Annotated in this window: 18 protein-coding genes and 2 riboswitches; of the genes, 11 read left to right on the forward strand and 7 right to left on the reverse strand. The window is 68.2% G+C overall.

Going from position 1 to position 17,549, the window contains the following annotated elements; translation table 11 throughout:
• Nucleotides 1-4 precede the first annotated feature (4 nt).
• The 4 genes from EJO71_RS10030 to rfbB are packed head-to-tail and all read right to left on the reverse strand — an operon-like array spanning nucleotide 5 to nucleotide 4,231.
• On the reverse strand, nucleotides 5-1,366 hold the full coding sequence (locus EJO71_RS10030; RefSeq protein ID WP_125948148.1) for a glycosyltransferase family 2 protein: 1,362 nt from the start codon (nucleotides 1,364-1,366) through the stop codon (nucleotides 5-7).
• Entirely contained in the window at nucleotides 1,363-2,250 is an 888-nt protein-coding gene (gene rfbA / locus EJO71_RS10035; RefSeq protein ID WP_125948147.1) for a glucose-1-phosphate thymidylyltransferase RfbA, read from the reverse strand. The genes EJO71_RS10030 and rfbA overlap by 4 nt, the downstream gene beginning before the upstream one ends.
• A gap of 20 nt (nucleotides 2,251-2,270) precedes the next feature.
• Nucleotides 2,271-3,161 carry a dTDP-4-dehydrorhamnose reductase gene (gene rfbD / locus EJO71_RS10040; RefSeq protein ID WP_125948146.1) on the reverse strand — a complete coding sequence of 297 codons (891 nt, stop codon included), beginning with the start codon at nucleotides 3,159-3,161 and terminating at the stop codon, nucleotides 2,271-2,273.
• Nucleotides 3,158-4,231: a dTDP-glucose 4,6-dehydratase gene (gene rfbB / locus EJO71_RS10045; RefSeq protein ID WP_125948145.1), complete on the reverse strand. Its 1,074-nt coding sequence runs from the start codon at nucleotides 4,229-4,231 to the stop codon at nucleotides 3,158-3,160. The genes rfbD and rfbB overlap by 4 nt, the downstream gene beginning before the upstream one ends.
• Before the next feature lie 116 nt (nucleotides 4,232-4,347).
• Nucleotides 4,348-4,448: riboswitch (glycine riboswitch) on the forward strand.
• Between the two features lie 3 nt (nucleotides 4,449-4,451).
• Nucleotides 4,452-4,568: riboswitch (glycine riboswitch) on the forward strand.
• A 92-nt stretch (nucleotides 4,569-4,660) separates the two neighbouring features.
• On the opposite strand from rfbB, the gene EJO71_RS10050 reads away from it, so the two are divergent.
• Nucleotides 4,661-5,962: a D-amino acid dehydrogenase gene (locus EJO71_RS10050; RefSeq protein ID WP_125948144.1), complete on the forward strand. Its 1,302-nt coding sequence runs from the start codon at nucleotides 4,661-4,663 to the stop codon at nucleotides 5,960-5,962.
• A 6-nt stretch (nucleotides 5,963-5,968) separates the two neighbouring features.
• On the opposite strand, the gene EJO71_RS10055 is transcribed toward EJO71_RS10050, so the two are convergent.
• The 3 genes from EJO71_RS10055 to EJO71_RS10065 all read right to left on the reverse strand — a co-directional run bounded on the left by EJO71_RS10055 (nucleotide 5,969) and on the right by EJO71_RS10065 (nucleotide 9,709).
• Nucleotides 5,969-7,249, reverse strand: a complete 1,281-nt coding sequence (locus EJO71_RS10055) for an FIST C-terminal domain-containing protein (RefSeq protein ID WP_125948143.1) — start codon at nucleotides 7,247-7,249, stop codon at nucleotides 5,969-5,971.
• 45 nt (nucleotides 7,250-7,294) lie between these two features.
• Nucleotides 7,295-8,047, reverse strand: coding sequence for a PhaM family polyhydroxyalkanoate granule multifunctional regulatory protein (locus EJO71_RS10060; protein WP_125948142.1), 753 nt, complete (start codon nucleotides 8,045-8,047; stop codon nucleotides 7,295-7,297).
• 216 nt (nucleotides 8,048-8,263) lie between these two features.
• The gene (locus tag EJO71_RS10065) at nucleotides 8,264-9,709 is read right to left on the reverse strand and encodes a PLP-dependent aminotransferase family protein (protein WP_125948141.1); all 1,446 of its coding nucleotides are present in this window, start codon (nucleotides 9,707-9,709) and stop codon (nucleotides 8,264-8,266) included.
• A 122-nt stretch (nucleotides 9,710-9,831) separates the two neighbouring features.
• Between EJO71_RS10065 and EJO71_RS10070 the strand changes: the two genes are divergently transcribed.
• From EJO71_RS10070 to EJO71_RS10115, 10 genes are all read left to right on the forward strand, one after another.
• Nucleotides 9,832-10,431 carry a LysE family translocator gene (locus EJO71_RS10070; protein ID WP_125948140.1) on the forward strand — a complete coding sequence of 200 codons (600 nt, stop codon included), beginning with the start codon at nucleotides 9,832-9,834 and terminating at the stop codon, nucleotides 10,429-10,431.
• Entirely contained in the window at nucleotides 10,428-11,396 is a 969-nt protein-coding gene (locus tag EJO71_RS10075; protein WP_125948139.1) for a DMT family transporter, read from the forward strand. The genes EJO71_RS10070 and EJO71_RS10075 overlap by 4 nt, the downstream gene beginning before the upstream one ends.
• A complete protein-coding gene (locus tag EJO71_RS10080; RefSeq protein WP_125948138.1) occupies nucleotides 11,396-11,803 on the forward strand; it encodes a VOC family protein in 408 nt (135 codons plus the stop codon). The genes EJO71_RS10075 and EJO71_RS10080 overlap by 1 nt, the downstream gene beginning before the upstream one ends.
• A gap of 64 nt (nucleotides 11,804-11,867) precedes the next feature.
• Nucleotides 11,868-13,070 (forward strand): PLP-dependent aminotransferase family protein, encoded by a 1,203-nt coding sequence (locus EJO71_RS10085; protein ID WP_125948137.1) that lies wholly within the window; start codon nucleotides 11,868-11,870, stop codon nucleotides 13,068-13,070.
• A gap of 19 nt (nucleotides 13,071-13,089) precedes the next feature.
• Nucleotides 13,090-13,728, forward strand: a complete 639-nt coding sequence (locus EJO71_RS10090; protein ID WP_125948136.1) for a LysE family translocator — start codon at nucleotides 13,090-13,092, stop codon at nucleotides 13,726-13,728.
• A gap of 12 nt (nucleotides 13,729-13,740) precedes the next feature.
• The gene (locus tag EJO71_RS10095) at nucleotides 13,741-14,577 is read left to right on the forward strand and encodes a PhzF family phenazine biosynthesis protein (RefSeq protein ID WP_125948135.1); all 837 of its coding nucleotides are present in this window, start codon (nucleotides 13,741-13,743) and stop codon (nucleotides 14,575-14,577) included.
• Nucleotides 14,578-14,612: 35 nt separating this feature from the next.
• On the forward strand, nucleotides 14,613-15,254 hold the full coding sequence (locus tag EJO71_RS10100; protein ID WP_125948134.1) for a glutathione S-transferase: 642 nt from the start codon (nucleotides 14,613-14,615) through the stop codon (nucleotides 15,252-15,254).
• 5 nt (nucleotides 15,255-15,259) lie between these two features.
• Entirely contained in the window at nucleotides 15,260-16,183 is a 924-nt protein-coding gene (locus EJO71_RS10105) for a PhzF family phenazine biosynthesis protein (protein ID WP_171022529.1), read from the forward strand.
• A 24-nt stretch (nucleotides 16,184-16,207) separates the two neighbouring features.
• The gene (locus EJO71_RS10110) at nucleotides 16,208-16,900 is read left to right on the forward strand and encodes a VOC family protein (RefSeq protein ID WP_125948132.1); all 693 of its coding nucleotides are present in this window, start codon (nucleotides 16,208-16,210) and stop codon (nucleotides 16,898-16,900) included.
• Nucleotides 16,901-16,907: 7 nt separating this feature from the next.
• Nucleotides 16,908-17,540 carry a LysE family translocator gene (locus tag EJO71_RS10115; protein WP_125948131.1) on the forward strand — a complete coding sequence of 211 codons (633 nt, stop codon included), beginning with the start codon at nucleotides 16,908-16,910 and terminating at the stop codon, nucleotides 17,538-17,540.
• The last annotated feature ends 9 nt before the right edge of the window (nucleotides 17,541-17,549 follow it).

The following is a 17,549-nucleotide window of genomic DNA, read 5'->3' on the forward strand; positions in this document are numbered from 1 at the left end:
CTGTTCATCGAAAGAATCGACGAAGGCCAAGCTTCGTCGCCATTTTTACCAATGGATGGCTACGCCATCGCTGCACCTTTTGCGCCAATTCCAGGAATTGGCGCTCCGATGTGTCGGCACGTGCCAGCGCATCCGCCTCGCTGCGCCTGCAGATCGACAACTCGAGTGCCACTTCGTTGCGCTGCCACGCGAGCCGATCGATTTCCGCCGACAGTTGAACGCGCTGCTCGTCCTTCTCCTGCTCCAGTCGATCAGCATCCTTTTCCAGTTGCGCGATGGCTTCGCTCGCCTGCTTCATCCACCCGACGACGTGGTCCAGCAACTCGTCGGCGTCGGCGGCGGTGCCAGCCACTGACGCAGTCGCCATGCGACCGACGAGCGGAAGCCTGAACACTTCGCGTCCCACACTTCGTGGCTGCACCTTGACGCCCTCGATCAACGAAAACGCCGTCTTCCAGTCACCGAGGCGAAACCCGGCGACCTGGGCCGCAATGACTTTTTCCCGGTCCGGCAGGCTGACGCCGGTCGGCGCGCTCCAGGCGCCCTTGTAACGCTTTTCGGCGATCGCGCGAAGCGCCAGATACTCTTCAGGCGAAAAGAGACCTTTGCGCGCGATCTCGCGATCCAGCCGCTCGAACACCGAATGCCACGAAGTGATGTGCGAGGCATTGAACCCTCGGCTGGCCTGGTCGGCATGCGCGAAGAAAACGGCACCGGGCTGATTGCGCAGGTAGACCGGATACTCGCAAAAGATCTGGGCCTGGAAGTCGACGTCGCTTGGCAAGCCCGTGCACAGGTAAGGCGCGCCTAGGCACGCTAGGGTCTCCTGGCGCCACAGTATGGAAGTCCATACATAGTGGCCGTGGCGCAGCCACTCCGCGAGGTGCTCGCGCGGTTGCAGCAATCCGAAGCGAAACTGGTCGAGCGGCGAGGGATACGTGCCGTGCAGGACGCCCTCGGCATCTCGCACCTCGGTCACGAACACCGCGGCACCCACCTCGGCACGTGTCTCGAGGATCTGATACGCGTCGTGCAGAAAATCGGGCAACAGCCAGTCGTCGTCCGCCAAGGGTACGAAATAGGCCGTCGAAACGTGCGCCAGCGCGTCCTGGTAGTTGCCGGTAGAGCCGATATTCTCGGGCCGCCTCAGGTAGCGTACGCGTGGGTCCTGCACCATGAGAGAAAACACGTATGCTTCGGTTTCGTCCGTCGAGGCGTTGTCGAACACGTGCACCAGCACCGGCACACGGCGCTCCTGCAGGACGCTTTCAATTGCCTTCTGCAGCTGCACCCGCCGGTTGAAGGTGGGAATGATGACCGTGATTGTGTGGGTTGACTCCTTGGTCATCAACTCATGACCGCTCACGAACGCACCTTGTCCGTCAACAGGTGCCTCAGGTATTTGCCATACCCGCTCTTCTCGAGCGGTGCGGCGAGCTTCTCGAGCTGGGCAGTGTCAATGAACCCGTTGCGCCATGCGATCTCTTCCGGGCAGGCAATCTTCAGCCCTTGCCGATGCTCCAGCGTTGCAATGAACTGCCCCGCTTCCAGCAGGCTGTCGTGCGTGCCCGTGTCCAGCCATGCATAGCCGCGCTGCATGATCTGCACGTTCAACTGGTCGCGGTCGAGATAGGCTTGGTTCACCGCGGTGATCTCCAACTCCCCGCGTGCACTGGGTTTGACGGCCTTGGCGATATCCACCACATGGTTGTCGTAGAAGTACAGCCCCGTCACCGCATAGCTGCTCTTCGGCTTCAGCGGCTTCTCTTCGATGCTGCTGGCCTTGCCCTTGGCGTCGAAGGCCACCACGCCGTAGCGCTCCGGGTCCTGAACGTGGTACGCGAACACCGTGGCTCCGGAGGTCTTCGTGTCTGCATCGGACAGCAGATGCACGAAGTCGTGCCCATAGAAGATGTTGTCCCCCAGCACCAGCGCGCTGGGATCGTTGCCCACGAACTTGTCGCCAATGATGAACGCCTGCGCAAGCCCGTCAGGACTGGGCTGCACCGCGTACTGCAGGTTGATGCCCCACTGGCTCCCATCCCCCAGCAGTTGCTGGAATCGCGGCGTGTCCTGCGGCGTACTGATGATCAGGATGTCGCGCATGCCGCCCAGCATCAAGGTGCTCAGCGGGTAGTAGATCATCGGCTTGTCGTACACCGGCAGCAGCTGCTTGCTGAGCGCGAGGGTCGCGGGGTGCAGCCGGGTGCCCGAGCCACCGGCCAGGATGATGCCTTTGCGTTGCGTCATGTGTTCTCTTTGCGTGAAGTTCAAAGCGTTTCGCGCAGCATGCGCGCCACGCCTTCTTGCCAAGGTGGCAGGCGCAGGCCGAAGGTAGCCTGGAGCTTGGTGGTGTCCAGGCGCGAGTTGTGCGGGCGCTTCGCCGGGGTTGGAAAAGCACTGGTGGACACCGCTTCGACGGCCTCTGGGCCGGCCTTGAGTTCGACGCCCGCCGCCTTGGCTTGCTCGATCACGAAGCGCGCATAGCCATGCCAGGTGGTCTCGCCGCCGGCGATGGCGTGGTAGAGGCCGGCCTTTGCCGGGTCCTGAAGCGTCGCCCGGATGGCATGCGCCGTCACGTCGGCCAGCAGCTCTGCACCCGTGGGCGCGCCGAACTGGTCGTCGATGACGGTCAGCTTGTCGCGTTCCTTCGCCAGCCGCAGCATCGTCTTGGCGAAGTTGCCACCACGTGCGGCGTACACCCAGCTGGTGCGAAAGATCAGGTGCTTCGCGCAGCTCTGCGCCACCAGTTGCTCGCCTTCGAGCTTGGTGCGCCCGTACACGCTGAGCGGGCCGGTCGCGTCGTCTTCCTTCCAGGGCCTGGTGCCGCTGCCGTCGAAGACGTAGTCGGTCGAATAATGAACCATCAGCGCACCGATCTGCTGGGCCGCCTCGGCCACGATTCCCGGCGAGGTGGCATTGAGCTTGCGCGCGAACTCGGGCTCGCTCTCGGCCTTGTCGACGGCGGTATGCGCCGCCGCATTGACGATCACGTCGGGACGCACCTTCAGCACCGTCTCGGCCAGCTGCTCCGGCCGGCTGAAGTCGGCGTGGTAGTCGGTGCTGTCGAAATCGAGCGCGACCAGTTCACCCAGCGGCGCCAGGCTGCGCTGCAACTCCCAGCCAACCTGTCCACCCTTGCCCAGCAGCAAGAGCTTCATGCCGCGGCCTTCGTCGTGTCGTATTGCTTCTCCACCCATTCGCGGTAGGCCCCGCTTTGCACGTTGCGCACCCACTCGCCATTGGCCAGATACCACTCGACGGTCTTGCGGATGCCGGTGTCGAAGGTTTCGGCGGGCTTCCAGCCGAGTTCGGCTTCGAGCTTGCGCGCGTCGATGGCATAGCGGCGGTCATGGCCGGGACGGTCCGTGACGTAGGTGATCTGTTCCTTGTACGGCTTGCCGTCGGCACGCGGGCGCAGCTCGTCGAGCAACGCACACACGGTGTTGACGATCTCGATGTTGGGCTTCTCGTTCCAGCCGCCGACGTTGTAGGTCTCGCCGAGCTTGCCGGCTTCGAGCACGCGACGAATGGCGCTGCAGTGGTCCTTCACGTAGAGCCAGTCGCGCACCTGCATGCCGTCGCCGTATACGGGCAGGTTCTTGCAGGCCAGCGCGTTGACGATCATCAGCGGGATCAGCTTCTCGGGGAAGTGGAAAGGACCGTAGTTGTTCGAGCAGTTGGTGGTCAGCACCGGCAGGCCGTAGGTGTGGTGCCAGGCGCGCACGAGGTGGTCGCTGGCGGCCTTGCTGGCCGAGTACGGGCTGTTGGGCTCGTACTTGTTCTCCTCGGTGAAGGCCGGGTCGGTCTTGGAGAGCGAGCCGTAGACCTCGTCGGTCGACACGTGCAGGAAGCGGAAGGCGGCCTTCTGATCGGCCGGCAGCGCGCCCCAGAAGCCGCGCACCGATTCGAGCAGGCGAAAGGTGCCGAGCACGTTGGTCTGCACGAAGTCTTCGGGGCCGTGGATGGAGCGGTCGACGTGCGACTCGGCGGCGAAGTTCACCACGGCGCGCGGCTTGTGTTCGGCCAGCAGGCGGTCGATCAGGGCGCTGTCGCCGATGTCGCCCTGCACGAAGATGTGCTTGGGGTTGCCCTTGAGCGACGCGAGTGTCTCGAGGTTGCCCGCATAAGTCAGCTTGTCGAGGTTCACGACCGGCTCGTCGCTGTTCGCGATCCAGTCGAGTACGAAATTGGCGCCGATGAAGCCGGCACCGCCGGTAACCAGGATCATGAAGTCCCCTGCTGTTGTATGGAACGATCGCCCTGCGGCAGATCAACAGGCGATTATCCCATCGCGCCAAAGGAGAAAAATCAAAGGTTGGCGCCCGTCCAGGCCCCGCCTACAATCGCCCCACTGCAGGAGAGCGGGCCACCCCGGTGGCCCTACCGAAGGCGCAAACTCCCATAAACGCTCAGGTCGGTCCGAACAAGGGACCTGTACTGCACCAACTGAAACGCCGTCTGGAGAGCCATCGCACCGCCCACCGTGGTCGCGATGCACCGAAGGAGCAAACCCTCTGCGGGCGCAGCGGGTGAATCTCTCAGGTACCGAGGACAGGGGGAGCGGCAACTTGGACTGCGGTCGTCCGGTTGCTTTTGCTATTCATTCAATAGCAATCCACCTCCGCCGTTCAAGCGCTGCACCTCAAAGGTACTTGAAATGCGCGTGATCGTTCTCGGCGCCGGCCTGCTCGGCGTGACCTCGGCTTACTACCTCCAGCAACTCGGCCACGAAGTGACCGTGATCGACCGGCAGGCCACCCCGGCCGCCGAAACAAGCTTTGCCAACGGCGGGCAGATCTCCGTCAGCCATGCCGAACCCTGGGCCAACCCCAGCGCGCCGCTGAAGGTGCTGCAATGGCTGGGCAAGGAAGACGCCCCTCTGCTCTTCCGCATTCGCGCCGACATGCGCCAGTGGCTGTGGGGCCTGCAGTTCCTGCGCGAATGCACGCCCGCGCGCACCCGCCACAACATCGAGCAGATCGTTCGTCTGGGCACATACAGCCGCTCGATGTTGCAACAGCTGCGCCGAGACACCGGCCTCAGCTACGACCAGCGCACCCAGGGCATCCTGCACTTCTACACGACGCAAAAGGAGTTCGACGGCGCCCTCGCGCCCGCCGAGCAGATGCGCACCCTGGGCTGCGAGCGCCAGGTCATCTCGGCCGACGAGGCCGTGAAGATCGAGCCCACCCTCGCCCACATCCGCCCGAAGCTGGCCGGCGCCACCTACACGGCCGAGGACGAATCGGGCGACGCCAACCGCTTCGCGCGCGAGCTCGTTGGCCTCGCCACCGCGGCAGGCGTCAGGTTCCTGATGAGCCACACCGTGACCGCGCTGCGCGAAGCCGGCGGCAGCATCGACCACGTCGAGGCCACCGACAGCGAAGGCCGCTTCCAGCGCATCCGCGGCGACGCCTTCGTGCTGGCGATGGGCTCGCTCAGCCCGCTGTACGCCGCGCCGCTGGGCATCCGCCTGCCGATCTACCCGGCCAAGGGCTATTCGGTGACGCTGCCCGTCAAGGACGCCTCCAAGGCCCACCAGGTCTCGCTGACCGACGACGAATTCAAGCTGGTGTTCTCGCGCTACACCTCCGAGTCGGGCGACCGCCTGCGCATCGCCGGCACGGCCGAACTCAACGGCTACGACCGCGACCTGAACCGCGTGCGCTGTGAAGCCATCGTGCGCCGCGTCGAGGAGCTGTTCCCGGGCGCCGGCGACACCACGCAGGCCCAGTTCTGGACCGGCCTGCGCCCCGCCACGCCGAGCAACGTGCCGCTGATCGGCAAGACGAAGCTGCCGAACCTGTTCCTGAACACCGGCCACGGCACGCTCGGCTGGACGCATGCCTGCGGCTCGGGCAAGTCGATCGCGCGGATCGTGAGCGGCCTGGCGCCGGAAGTCGATTTCGCGTTCACCGGCATGCCGGCGCCCGCGCCGCGCGCGCTGCAGCCAGCCTGATCGGGCTCAATCGTCGGCGGTGAACACCGTCAACACCCCGGTATAGCCATACAGGTGATGCCGGGCGATCTCGCCCGCGGCGAAGAAGCCGACCAGCGGCACGTCGCCCAGCGCGTGCCGCACGATCTGCAATTCGGCGCCCGGCGCGCCGAAGTGCGGGCCACCACGGCCGGAGCAGCTGACATACACCGCCCCCGCGATGCGTCGCGCCGGATGCGGTGCCGCCTCGGCCTCGCCCGCCGCCACGGCACGCGCGGTGGCGAGCGTCTGCTCCTCGGGCTCCAGTTCCTCGCGGATCTCGGCGCAGATGCGCATCAGGTCGGCGCGCGCGGCCTGGGCGTTGCGCCGGCAGAAGGTCAGCCGCATGCCGGCTTCGGCCGTATCGGCAATGGCGATGCCACGGCGCGTGGGGTCGAGCCCGATGATGTGGCGCACGAGCACGTCGGCGCCCAGGTCGCCGGTGCGGCGGATGCCGTCGCTGCCCGCGTCGGCCAGGCCTACCAGCGTGTTGCGCACCGCATCGATGGCCTCCTGGGGCCGTTCGAGCGACACCTGCAGGTCGGCCAGCAGCACGTCGAGCGCAGGCTCGCCGTCGAGCTTCAGCAGCAGGTTGCCGTCGGCCTCGGTGATCTCTCGCTCGCGCACCGCGCCCGAGCGCAGCGGCTGGCAGCCCTGGGTGACGCGCGACACCAGCCGCACGCCGTCGCCGAACACCACGCCCGACAGGCCGCCCGAGAACACCCCGCCCGCAGCCCCGTGCCCGCGGATGTTGCCGTTGCCGCCGACGGCGAACTGCAGCGCACTGCCACGACCCGAAGACAGGCCGCCGAACAGGTAGCCCGTATCGGTGCGCCCCGCCATCTCGCCGATCAGCTCGGCCAGGTCGGGCGTTGCCGGGTCGGCGTGCACCAGTGCCGTGTGCGCCTCGAAGCCGCTCATTTCCGAATTGCCCAGCGGCGCCACGCCGGAGAACACGCGGTACTGGTCGCTCGGCAGCGCGCAGAGCATCAGGGTCATGCCGGGCTCGTCGAAATACTCGGCGTTGTTGGCCGACACGCCGATGCCGACGGTGCCCGACCAGTCGGTCACCTCAGGCAGCTCGGCGCTCAGGTGGTCGAGGATGTCCTGCGCGTCGCTTGCGTAGTGGTCGGTGATGTAGAGCAACCCGAGCGTCGGCGACGAGGCGTAGTCGGGCAATGTCATCTGCGCGCGCAACTGGGCCAGCACGAGGCCGGCCGCCATGCGCCATTGCGGATGGGTGGCATGACCGGAGGGAAACAACTTCATGATGCGTGCCAACCCGTTCTCTTCAAAAGTGATGTGTGTATGACGTCAGCGCCGCGCGGAGGTTCGCTTGCGCGCGGCGGTCGACGCCTTCTTCTTCGCGGCCGGTGTCGCAGCCTTCTTCGCTGCAGCGGCGGGCTTGAGGGCAGCCGCCGCCGGCTTGCCGCCCATGACCGAGCCGACCGCGTCGGCCAGCGGCTGCGCCATGGCCGGCACCTTCAGCTGGGCCGCGTCCTGCAGCGCCGTGCTGGCGATCTGCTGGAACTGTTCCGTGAGCGAGCCCCACCACTGCATGGGGTCGACCACGCCGGCGCCGTTGGCAGACCCGGCTTCCGCCTTGGCTGCTGCCGGCTTGCGGCGCGGCTTCTTCGGGGCCGGCACCTCTTCTTCAGGCGCTTCGTCCTCTTCCTCGATCTCTTCGGGTTCAGGCTCCGGGGCTGCCGCGGCAGGTGCAGGCGCGGGCGCCATGGCAGCAGCCTGCTTGGTGAAGGCATTGGCGATGTCTTCCATCCGCACGTTCATGCCGCGCAGCGTCGACAGCGTCATCTTCTGCACCTCGAGCGCCTGGATCGTGGCCTTGAGGGCATGGCCGTTCTGTTCGAGCCAGTACTGCACCGTCTTGAGCTCCTGGATGCGCTTGTCGACCTCTTCCACGCTCAGCGTGGGCGCCACCCAGCTCGCGAGGCTCGGAATGCCAGGCACCGAACCGCCCCCCGACGCCGCGCCGCCGGCGAGGTTCTTCAGGAAGTCGAATCCGGGAACGAACTGGCTGAAGTCGAATGGCTTGCTGGCGTTGCTCATGCGGGAGGTCTCCTGGGGGGCTGGGTATGAACTTTCTTGTGCTGCCAGCTTACTCCAAGCCTCCTGCATTTGACCTCCCCGTGCCGCCTTTTCCCAACGAGGATTTCCCCCTTCGCGGAACACCACGGAACCGGCTTTGCCGGGCCGTCGGTGTTGCCCCCGGCAGGGGGAAGGCGTGCGCGACACGAAGTGCGCGAAGCCTGGGGGCGAGCCAGGCTAGAGCTCGCTTCGCACCTTGCTGAACACTTTCCAGAAGGTCGCATCCTGGGAGGTCGCGAAGTTGATCCGCATCATCGTGCTGGGCGGCCGGCGCGCGTGGAAGAGCGAGCCCGGCGCCAGCAGGTAGCCCTGGTCGAGCATGCGCTGCGTGAGCGCATCGGTGTCCACGCCCGTGTCGACCCAGCCGAAAAGCCCTGCCGGCTCCGAGGCGAAGGTGCAGCCGTGCGCCATCGCCAGCTTCACCGCCCGCCCCCGCGCCCCGTCGAGCCGGATGCGCACGCGCTCGGAATGCCGGCGCAACTGCCCCTGGTCGATGCACCACGACAAGGCCCGCTCGAACAGCGTGGGCGAGGTCAGCGTGGCCAGCAGCTTGGTCTCGAGCAGCCGTTCCTTCAGCGCGGGCGGCGCCGCCAGGAAGCCGATGCGCCAGTTGGGCGCCAGGATCTTCGCGAAGCCGCTCACGTAGATGGTGCGCTGCAGCCCGTCGAGCGCGCTCAGCCGCGTGGCGTGCTCGGGCGCGAGGTGGCTGTAGGTGTCGTCCTCGACGATGTGGAAGTCGTGCTCGTTGGCCAGCTTGAGCACGCGGTGCGCGCTGCCCGGCGTGAGGCTGTAGCCCGTGGGGTTGTGCAGCACGCTCACGCTGACGAAGAGCTTGGGGCTGTGCAGCCTGCAGTACTGGGCCATCACCTCCAGGTCGGGGCCGTCGGCGCGGCGCGGCACGGGCAGGATCTGCATGCCCAGCGCCTCCAGCCGGGCGAACTCGAGCGCCCAGCCCGGCTCCTCGACCATCACCGGATCACCCGCGCGCAGCAGGGTGCGGCTCACGATGTCCAGCGCGTGGGTGGCGCCGACGGTGGTCACGATCTGGTCGGGCGAGGCCGGCACGTTGATGCCCACCAGCTTCTGCGACAGGCTGCGCCGCAGGCTCATGTCGCCGGCCGGCTCGCCGTACTGGAGCGACAGCTCCTGCAGCGCGGCTGTACTGGTCATGCGCCGCACGGCCGTCGGCATGAAGGTCGACGCCATCCAGTCGGGCGGGAACACGCCCATGCCCGGCTGCGGCTTGTCGCTCGGGCGGTGGAACATGCTGCGAATCAGCGAGCTGGCGTCGGCCGGCACGCGCGAGGCCATCATCTGCACCGCGATCGCGGCCGGCATGCCGCTCACGCCGCCGGCGTCCGCGCCGTTGCCCTGGCGACCGTCCTGTACCGGCGCCGAGTCCCGCACATAGAAGCCGCGCTGGCGGCGGGCCTCCACCAGCCCCTGCGCCAGCAGCTGGTCGTAGGCGGCGACCACGGTGTACGGGCTCACGCCCTGCTGCCGCGCGCATTCGCGCACCGAGGGCAGGCGCGCTCCTGGCGGCAGCAGCCGCGTGCGGATGCGCTCGGCCAGGCGGTCCGCCAGCTGCCCTGTCAGCGACTGTGTGGAGGTGCGAGTGAGCATGCGTCGTCCAGGCTGTGCCGGCGCTTCCGGCTTCTGTGTCGAAGGGCTGACCAATACAGATTGCCTGATTGTTCGATCATCTGTACTGGAACTGTAATGGTCGCAAGTTTAGAGTGTGTGTCATGAACTGGCAAGAATTCACCGCGCTGCTGGTGCTGGCCACGGCGATGAGCTTCTCGCCCGGCCCCAACACCACGCTTTCCACCGCACTGGCCGCCAACGGGGGCCTGCCGCGCGCCATGCGCTTCGTGGTCGCGGTGCCGGTCGGCTGGACGCTGCTGCTGGCGCTGTGCGCCGCCGGCATCGGCGCGCTGGTGGTGGCGGTGCCCTCGCTGCGGCTGGCCATCAAGGCGCTGGGCATCGGCTACCTGCTGTGGCTCGCGTACAAGCTCAGCGGCAGCGCCACGCTCGGCAAGGCCGACGGCAAGAGCCTCTCGGTCGGCTTCGGCCAGGGCGTGATGCTGCAGTTCGTCAACATCAAGGCCTGGTTGCTGGCGCTCACGCTGGTTGCCGGCTGGATCGCCGGGCAGCCCGATGCGTTGCGCCGCTTCGCCATCGTGGCGCCGGTGATGCTGACCTATGCCTTCGCCAGCAACTTCGCCTATGCGCTGGTCGGCGCGCTGCTGCGCGAATGGCTGGCCAAGGGTTCGCGGCTGCTGTGGTTCAACCGCGCGATGGGGCTGGTGCTCGTACTCACAGCCTGGTGGATGGTCAGCGTATGAAGCTCGACATCAAGGACGAGACGCTCGGCATGTGGCTGGGCGTCCTCGGCGTGGCAATGTTCGCCGTCACGCTGCCAATGACGCGCCTCGCCACCGGCTCGCAGGAGGCGCCGCAGCTGTCGCCGTGGTTCGTCACGCTGGGGCGCGCCGCGCTGGCGGGGGTGCTGTCGGCCATCTTCCTTCTGGTCACGCGCTCACCGCGTCCGGCCCCGCACCAGTGGAAGCCGCTGGGCATGGCCGTGCTGGGCAATGCCATCGGCTTTCCGCTGCTGCTGGCCTACGCGCTGCGCGTGGTCACGGCCAGCCACGCAGCGGTGGTGACAGCCCTGCTGCCGCTGGTCACGGCCGCCGTCGCGGCCTGGGTACTGCACCAGCGCGCACGGCTGGGCTTCTGGCTCTGCGCCATCGCGGGCAGCCTGCTGGTGGTGGTGTTCTCGGTGCTGCGCGCGAGCCAGGCCGGGCACGGCTTCGGCTTCGGCTTCGAATGGGCCGACCTGCTGCTGGTGGGCGCGGTCATCGCCGCATCGCTGGGCTACGTCTACGGCGCGCAGGTCACGCCCTCGCTGGGCGCCGAGCGCGTGATCTGCTGGGTGTGCGTGATGGCGCTCCCCGTCACGCTGCCGGCCACGCTGGCGTTGTGGCCGCAGCAGCCCGTCGCCACGTCTTCATGGCTGGGCTTCGTCTACGTCGGCACGTTCTCGATGTGGATCGGCTTCTTCGCCTGGTATCGCGGACTGGCCATGGGCGGCGCGCTGCGGGTGAGCCAGACGCAGCTGCTGCAGCCCTTCCTGTCGATCCTGGCGTCGATCCCGATCCTGGGCGAGCCGCTCGACGTGGTGACGCTGGGCTTCGCCATGGCCGTGGTGGCCACGGTGGTCATCGGCAAGCGCCTCTCGCAGCCGCCGGCCACGCCGGTTGCAGCCTCGTTGCCCGCCGGCGCGGCAGGCTCCGGAAGGAGCCGCTGATGTTCAGCCACGTCACCGTCGGCTGCACCAACCTGCCGCGCGCCGCCGCCTTCTACGACGCGCTGCTCGCCCCGCTCGGCCTGGAGCGCCGCCCCGTCGCGCCCGACGGCGGCCCCGAGGCGGCCTGCTGGGTCGCGCCCGGGCAGGCGCTGCCGCGCTTCTATGTGTACATCCCGCTGGACGGCGAACCCGCCAGCGTCGGCAACGGCAGCATGGTCGCGTTCAGCGCGGCCTCGACCGTTGCCGTGAATGCCGCCCACGAGGCGGCCCTGCGCCACGGCGGCCGCGACGAAGGTCGGCCGGGCCCCCGCCCACGCTACGGCCATGGCTATTACGGCGCCTACCTGCGCGACCCGGACGGCAACAAAATCCATGTCGCATACCGTGGCGACATCCGGGCGGACTGATTTCCGGCCCGCCTGTACCCTCTATTCATCCGAATCTCACCTCACCGCCTGAAAGAAGAAAACCATGAACTGGAAACTCGCCGCCCGCGCCGCCAAGATGAATCCCTCGGTGCTGCGTGAAATCCTCAAGGTCACCGAGCGCCCCGGCATCATCAGCCTGGCCGGCGGCCTGCCCTCGCCCAAGACCTTCCCGATCCAGGCATTCGCCGACGCCTGCGCCGAGGTGCTGCACAACGACGGCCAGGCCGCGCTGCAGTACGCGGCCAGCGAAGGCTACGCGCCGCTGCGCCAGGCCGTGGCCGACATGCTGCCGTGGGACGTCGACGCCTCGCAGGTGCTCATCACCACCGGCTCGCAGCAGGGCCTCGATCTCGTGGCCAAGGTGCTGATCGATCCGGGCAGCAAGGTGCTGGTCGAGACGCCCACCTACCTCGGCGCGCTGCAGGCCTTCGGCCCGATGGAGCCGCACCCCGTGGGCGTGGCGAGCGACGACGACGGCGTGGTCGTCGAAGACCTCGTGGCCAAGGCGAAGGACGCACGCTTCGTCTACCTGCTGCCCAACTTCCAGAACCCCACCGGCCGCACCATGACCGAGGAGCGCCGCGCCGCCGTCTCGGCAGCCGCAGCCGCCGCCGGCCTGCCCATCGTGGAAGACAACCCCTACGGCGAGCTCTGGTTCGACGAAGCCCCGCCGCTGCCGCTGGCCGCGCGCAACCCCGAGGGAGTGATCTACCTCGGCTCGTTCTCGAAGGTTCTGGCGCCCGGCCTGCGCCTGGGCTTCCTGGTGGCGCCCAAGTCCATCTACCCGAAACTGCTGCAGGCCAAGCAGGCCGTCGACCTGCACACGCCGATCTTCACGCAGCGCATGGTCTCGGCCGTGATGAAGGACAAGTTCCTCGATCGCCACGTGCCCACCATCCGCGCCCTCTACAAGCGCCAGCGCGACGCGATGATCGCCGCGCTCAAGCGCGAGATGGCCGGCCTGGACGTGAAGTTCAACGCACCCAAGGGCGGCATGTTCCTGTGGGCCCGCCTGCCCGAGGGCGTCGACACCGTGAAGCTGCTGCCCAAGGCGGTGGAGCGCAACGTGGCCTTCGTGCCCGGCGCGCCCTTCTATGCGGGCGAAGGCGATCCGCGCACGCTGCGCCTGTCGTTCGTGACGGCCAGCGTCGACGAGATCGACACTGCCATCGCCGCACTGGCCCAGACGCTGCGCGAAGAACTGGCGCTGCTCGGCGAGAAGACGCCGGCCGTGGCGCAGGTCTGAAACCAACCGGGAGCCTTCCTTGATCGGCCTCGCCACGCTCTCGCTCTTCCTGCTCGCGGTACTGGCGCTCTTCCTGTCGCCGGGCCCGAACATGGCTTTCGTGCTCTCGCACGGCGTGGCTCATGGTCCGCGCGGCGGGTTCGCGGCGGCCGTCGGCATCTCGGCGGCCGACCTCGTGCACACGCTGTTCGCCGCCACCGGTGTCACCGCGCTGGTGGCCGCGTGGCCGCCCTCGTTCGACGTGCTGCGCTATGCGGGCGCGCTGTACCTTGTGTGGCTCGCGGTGCAGGCGCTACGCAGCGGCGGCGGCTTGCGCATGGGCGCGCAGGCGCAGCCCGCCGGCTTCGGCCGCATCGTGCGCATGGCCCTGCTGAACAACCTCGTCAATCCGAAGGCGCTGCTGTTCTTCATGGTGTTCCTGCCGCAGTTCGTCGACCCCTCGCGCGGCAGCGTGCCGCTGCAGCTGGTGCAACTCGGCGTGGTGCTGTCGATGGCGGCGCTGGCCTTCAACACGCTGCTGGGCGCGTGCAGCGGCCAGATCGGACGCTGGCTGCACAACCGCCCCGGCGCGGCGCGCTTCCAGAGCGGCCTGCTGGCCGCCGTGATGCTGGGGCTGGCCGTGCGCCTGCTGTTCCTGGACCGACCTTCGCCCCGCTGAAGAGGCTTTCACATGAATGTCCTGAAGATCGCAGCCTTCTCTGATGGAGAGACGGGCGGCAACCCCGCCGGCGTCGTCATCGCCGATGCGCTGCCGCCCGCGGCGCAGATGCAGCGCATTGCGGCGGAAGTCGGCTTTTCTGAAACCGCGTTCGCCGCTCCGGCCGACGGCGGCGGCTGGCGCGTGCGCTACTTCGCTCCGCAGTCCGAAGTGCCCTTCTGCGGCCACGCGACGATCGCGCTGGGTGCCGCGCTGGCAATGCAGCAAGGCGACGGCGTATTCCCGCTGACGCTCAACAATGCGCGGATCACCGTGGAAGGCCGGCGCAGCGGCAGCGTGGTCGAGGCCGCACTGCAGTCACCGCCCACGCGCAGCGCCGCCGCATCGCCCGAACTGCTGTCCGACGCGCTGGCCCTGTTCGGCTATTCACCGCACGACCTGGACCCGCGCATTCCGCCGGCCGTCGCCCACGCGGGCGCCGACCATCTGGTGCTGGCCCTGTCGAGCCGCGCGGCGCTGTCGGCGATGCACTACGAACTGGAGGCCGGCCGCGCGCTGATGGCCCGCGCCGGGCTCACGACCATCGTGCTGGTCTATGCAGAGACCGCGCAACTGCTGCACACGCGCAACCCCTTCGCGTCCGGCGGCGTGTACGAAGACCCCGCCACCGGCGCCGCCACGGCCGCGCTGGCCGGCTACCTGCGCGACATCGGCTGGCCGCACGGCGGCGCCATAGACGTGGTGCAGGGCGAGGACATGGGCATGCTGTCGCGCCTGCATGCCGACATTTCGCCCGCGCCGGGCAGCTCGATCCGCGTATCTGGCACCGCGCGCGTCATGCGGGCCTGAGTCGCCTGGAAACCAACGAAAGAAAGAAACAGAACATGCTCAACATCTGGGGCCGCATCAGCTCGATCAATGTCCGCAAGGTGGTGTGGTGCGCGCAGGAGCTCGGGCTCGACTTCCAGCGCACCGAGGCCGGCGGCAAGTTCGGCGTGGTGCAGACGCCCGAATACCTCGCGCTCAATCCGAACGCGATGGTGCCCACCATCGACGACGGCGAGGGCGCCGAGCGCGTGACGCTGTGGGAATCGAACGTGATCGTGCGCTACCTCTGCGCGAAGCATTCGCACGGCACGATGTATCCGAGCGAGCTGCCCGCGCGCTTCGACGCCGAGCGCTGGATGGACTGGCAGCAGACCACCCTCAACCGCGCGAGCCGCGACGCCTTCATCCAGTGGGTGCGCACGCCGCCCTCGGAACGCCAGCCGGCGCTCAGCGAAGCCTCGGTGCGCGCCAGCGAGGCGCTGTTCGCGATGCTCGACGCCCACCTCGCGCGCCAGCCCTACATGGCCGGCCAGCGCTTCACCATGGCCGACATTCCCATCGGATGCGAAACGCACCGCTGGTTCGGCCTGCCGGGCACCGAATACCGCCGGCCGGTATGGCCGAACGTCGAGCGCTGGTACGCCGAATTGCTTTCCCGCCCAGGCACGCGTGGCGTGCTTGACCTCACCCTCGAATGAACCCGATGAAATCCCGCCCCTTCAAGCAAGTCGACGTCTTCACAGCCACCGCCTACTACGGCAACCCGCTCGCGGTGGTGATCGACGGCCAGGACCTCGACGACGCCGCGATGCAGCGCTTCGCGCAGTGGACCAACCTGTCCGAAACCACCTTCCTGCTGCCGCCCACCGACCCGGCCGCCGACTACCGCGTGCGCATCTTCACGCCCGGCGGCGAGTTGCCCTTTGCCGGACACCCGACCATCGGCAGCTGCCACGCGTGGCTGCAGGCCGGCGGCAAGCCCAAGGCGGCGGGCATGGTCGTGCAGCAGTGCGGCGCGGGCCTCGTGCCGCTGCGCCGCGACGGCAGCCGCCTCGCCTTCGCCGCGCCGCCGCTCAAGCGCAGCGCCCCCAGCCCCGCCCTGCTTGCCAAGGTGGCGGGCGCACTGGGGCTGAAGGCGCAGCAGGTGATCGCGGCGCAGGTGCTCGACAACGGCCCGGTCTGGTTCGGCCTGCTGGTGAACGACGCCGACGCGGTGCTGGCGCTGCAGCCCGACCACCGCGCGCTGAAGGAACTGGGCGTGAAGGCCGGCGTGGCGGGCGTGCCCGCTGCGCACGACACCTCGCTGCTCATCGGCCGCTCGAACCGCGAGGCACGCGCCTTCGGCAACCGGCCCGCGGTGCCGAACGAGGACGGCACCCGCATCGACCTGGAAGTGCGCGCCTTCGCCGAGCCCATCGGCGTGCAGGAAGACCCGGTCACCGGCAGCCTCAACGCCAGCCTGGCCGAGTGGCTGATCGCCGACGGCCACATGCCCGAGCGCTACCTCGCCGCACAGGGCCAGTGCCTGGGCCGCGCGGGCCGCGTCTACATCGAGCGCGACGCCGAAGGAAAGATCTGGGTCGGCGGCGACGCCGTGACCTGCGTGGACGGCAGCGTCACGCTCTGACACCCTGAAGAAAGGCATCGCACCATGCACGCGCAGCTCGACCATCTGGTGATTGCCGCCGCCTCGCTCGCCGAGGGCGTGGCCTGGTGCGAGGCGACGCTCGGCGTCACGCCCGCGCCGGGCGGTTCGCATCCGCTGATGGGCACGCACAACCGTCTGCTGAACATCTCGGGCGATGCCTTTCCGGCTACCTACGCGGAGATCATCGCCATCGAGCCAGGCAAGGAGCCCTCGCGACCGAAGACACGGCGATGGTTCGACCTGGACGACGCCGCGCTGGAAGCCGCGCTCGCGAAGCAAGGCCCGAGGTTGATCCACTTCGCCGCCCGCGTGCCCGACGCGCATGCGGCGACACGGGCGCTCGCACGCGAGGAGCATGCGCACATCGACCGCGGCCAGCTGCTCGAAGCCTCGCGCGACACGCCCGCCGGCCGGCTCGAATGGCAGATCACGGTGCGCGACGATGGCCAGCGGCTGTTCTACGGCACGTTGCCCACGCTGATCCAGTGGGGCGCGGTGCATCCCACCGACGCGATGCCGAAGTCGGGCCTCGCCCTGCGTTCGCTGCGCGCCGTGCATCCGCGCGCACCGGCGCTGGCCGCCGCCCTCTCGGCCATCGGCATGACCGGCATGGAGGTCGAAGCCGGTCCGCCCAACCTCGTCGCCGTGCTCGACACGCCGCGCGGCCCCGTCACCCTCGAATCGCAAGGACTCTGAACCGATCATGCTGAGCCTCACCGAAATCGCCCTGTTCGCTCTCGCATCGCTGCTGCTGGCACTCACGCCGGGGCCGAACATGATCTATTGCGTCTCGCGCACGCTGATCCAGGGCCGCCGCGCCGGGTTGATCTCGCTGGGCGGGGTGCTGCTGGCCTTCCTGGTGCACCTGATGGCCGCGGCGCTCGGGCTCACTGCCCTGCTGCTGGCCGTGCCGATCGCCTTCGACGCCATCCGCGTCGCGGGCGCGGCCTACCTGCTGTGGCTCGCGTGGCAGGCGGTGAAGCCGGGCGGCACCGCGCCCTTCGAGGCGCGTGCGCTGCCGGCCGACCCGCCGGGCAGGTTGTTCCGCATGGGCTTTCTCACGAACCTGCTGAACCCGAAGGTGGCGATGTTCTACCTCTCGTTCTTTCCGCAGTTCATCCACCCCGAGCGCGGTTCGGTGCTGCTGCAGAGTGTGCAGCTGGGCATCGCGCAGATGACCGCCAGCGCCGCGGTCAACACCGTGATGATCGTCGGTGCCGCGAGCATCACGGCCGTGCTGTCGCAGAGCGCTGGCTGGCTGCGCGCGCAGCGCTACATCATGGGCAGCGTGCTGGCCGCGCTGGCCGTTCGCGTGGCACTCACCGAACGCAAGTAAGACAAGAAG

It is taken from the genome of Variovorax sp. 679, from assembly GCF_003952185.1.
Taxonomy (GTDB): domain Bacteria; phylum Pseudomonadota; class Gammaproteobacteria; order Burkholderiales; family Burkholderiaceae_C; genus Variovorax.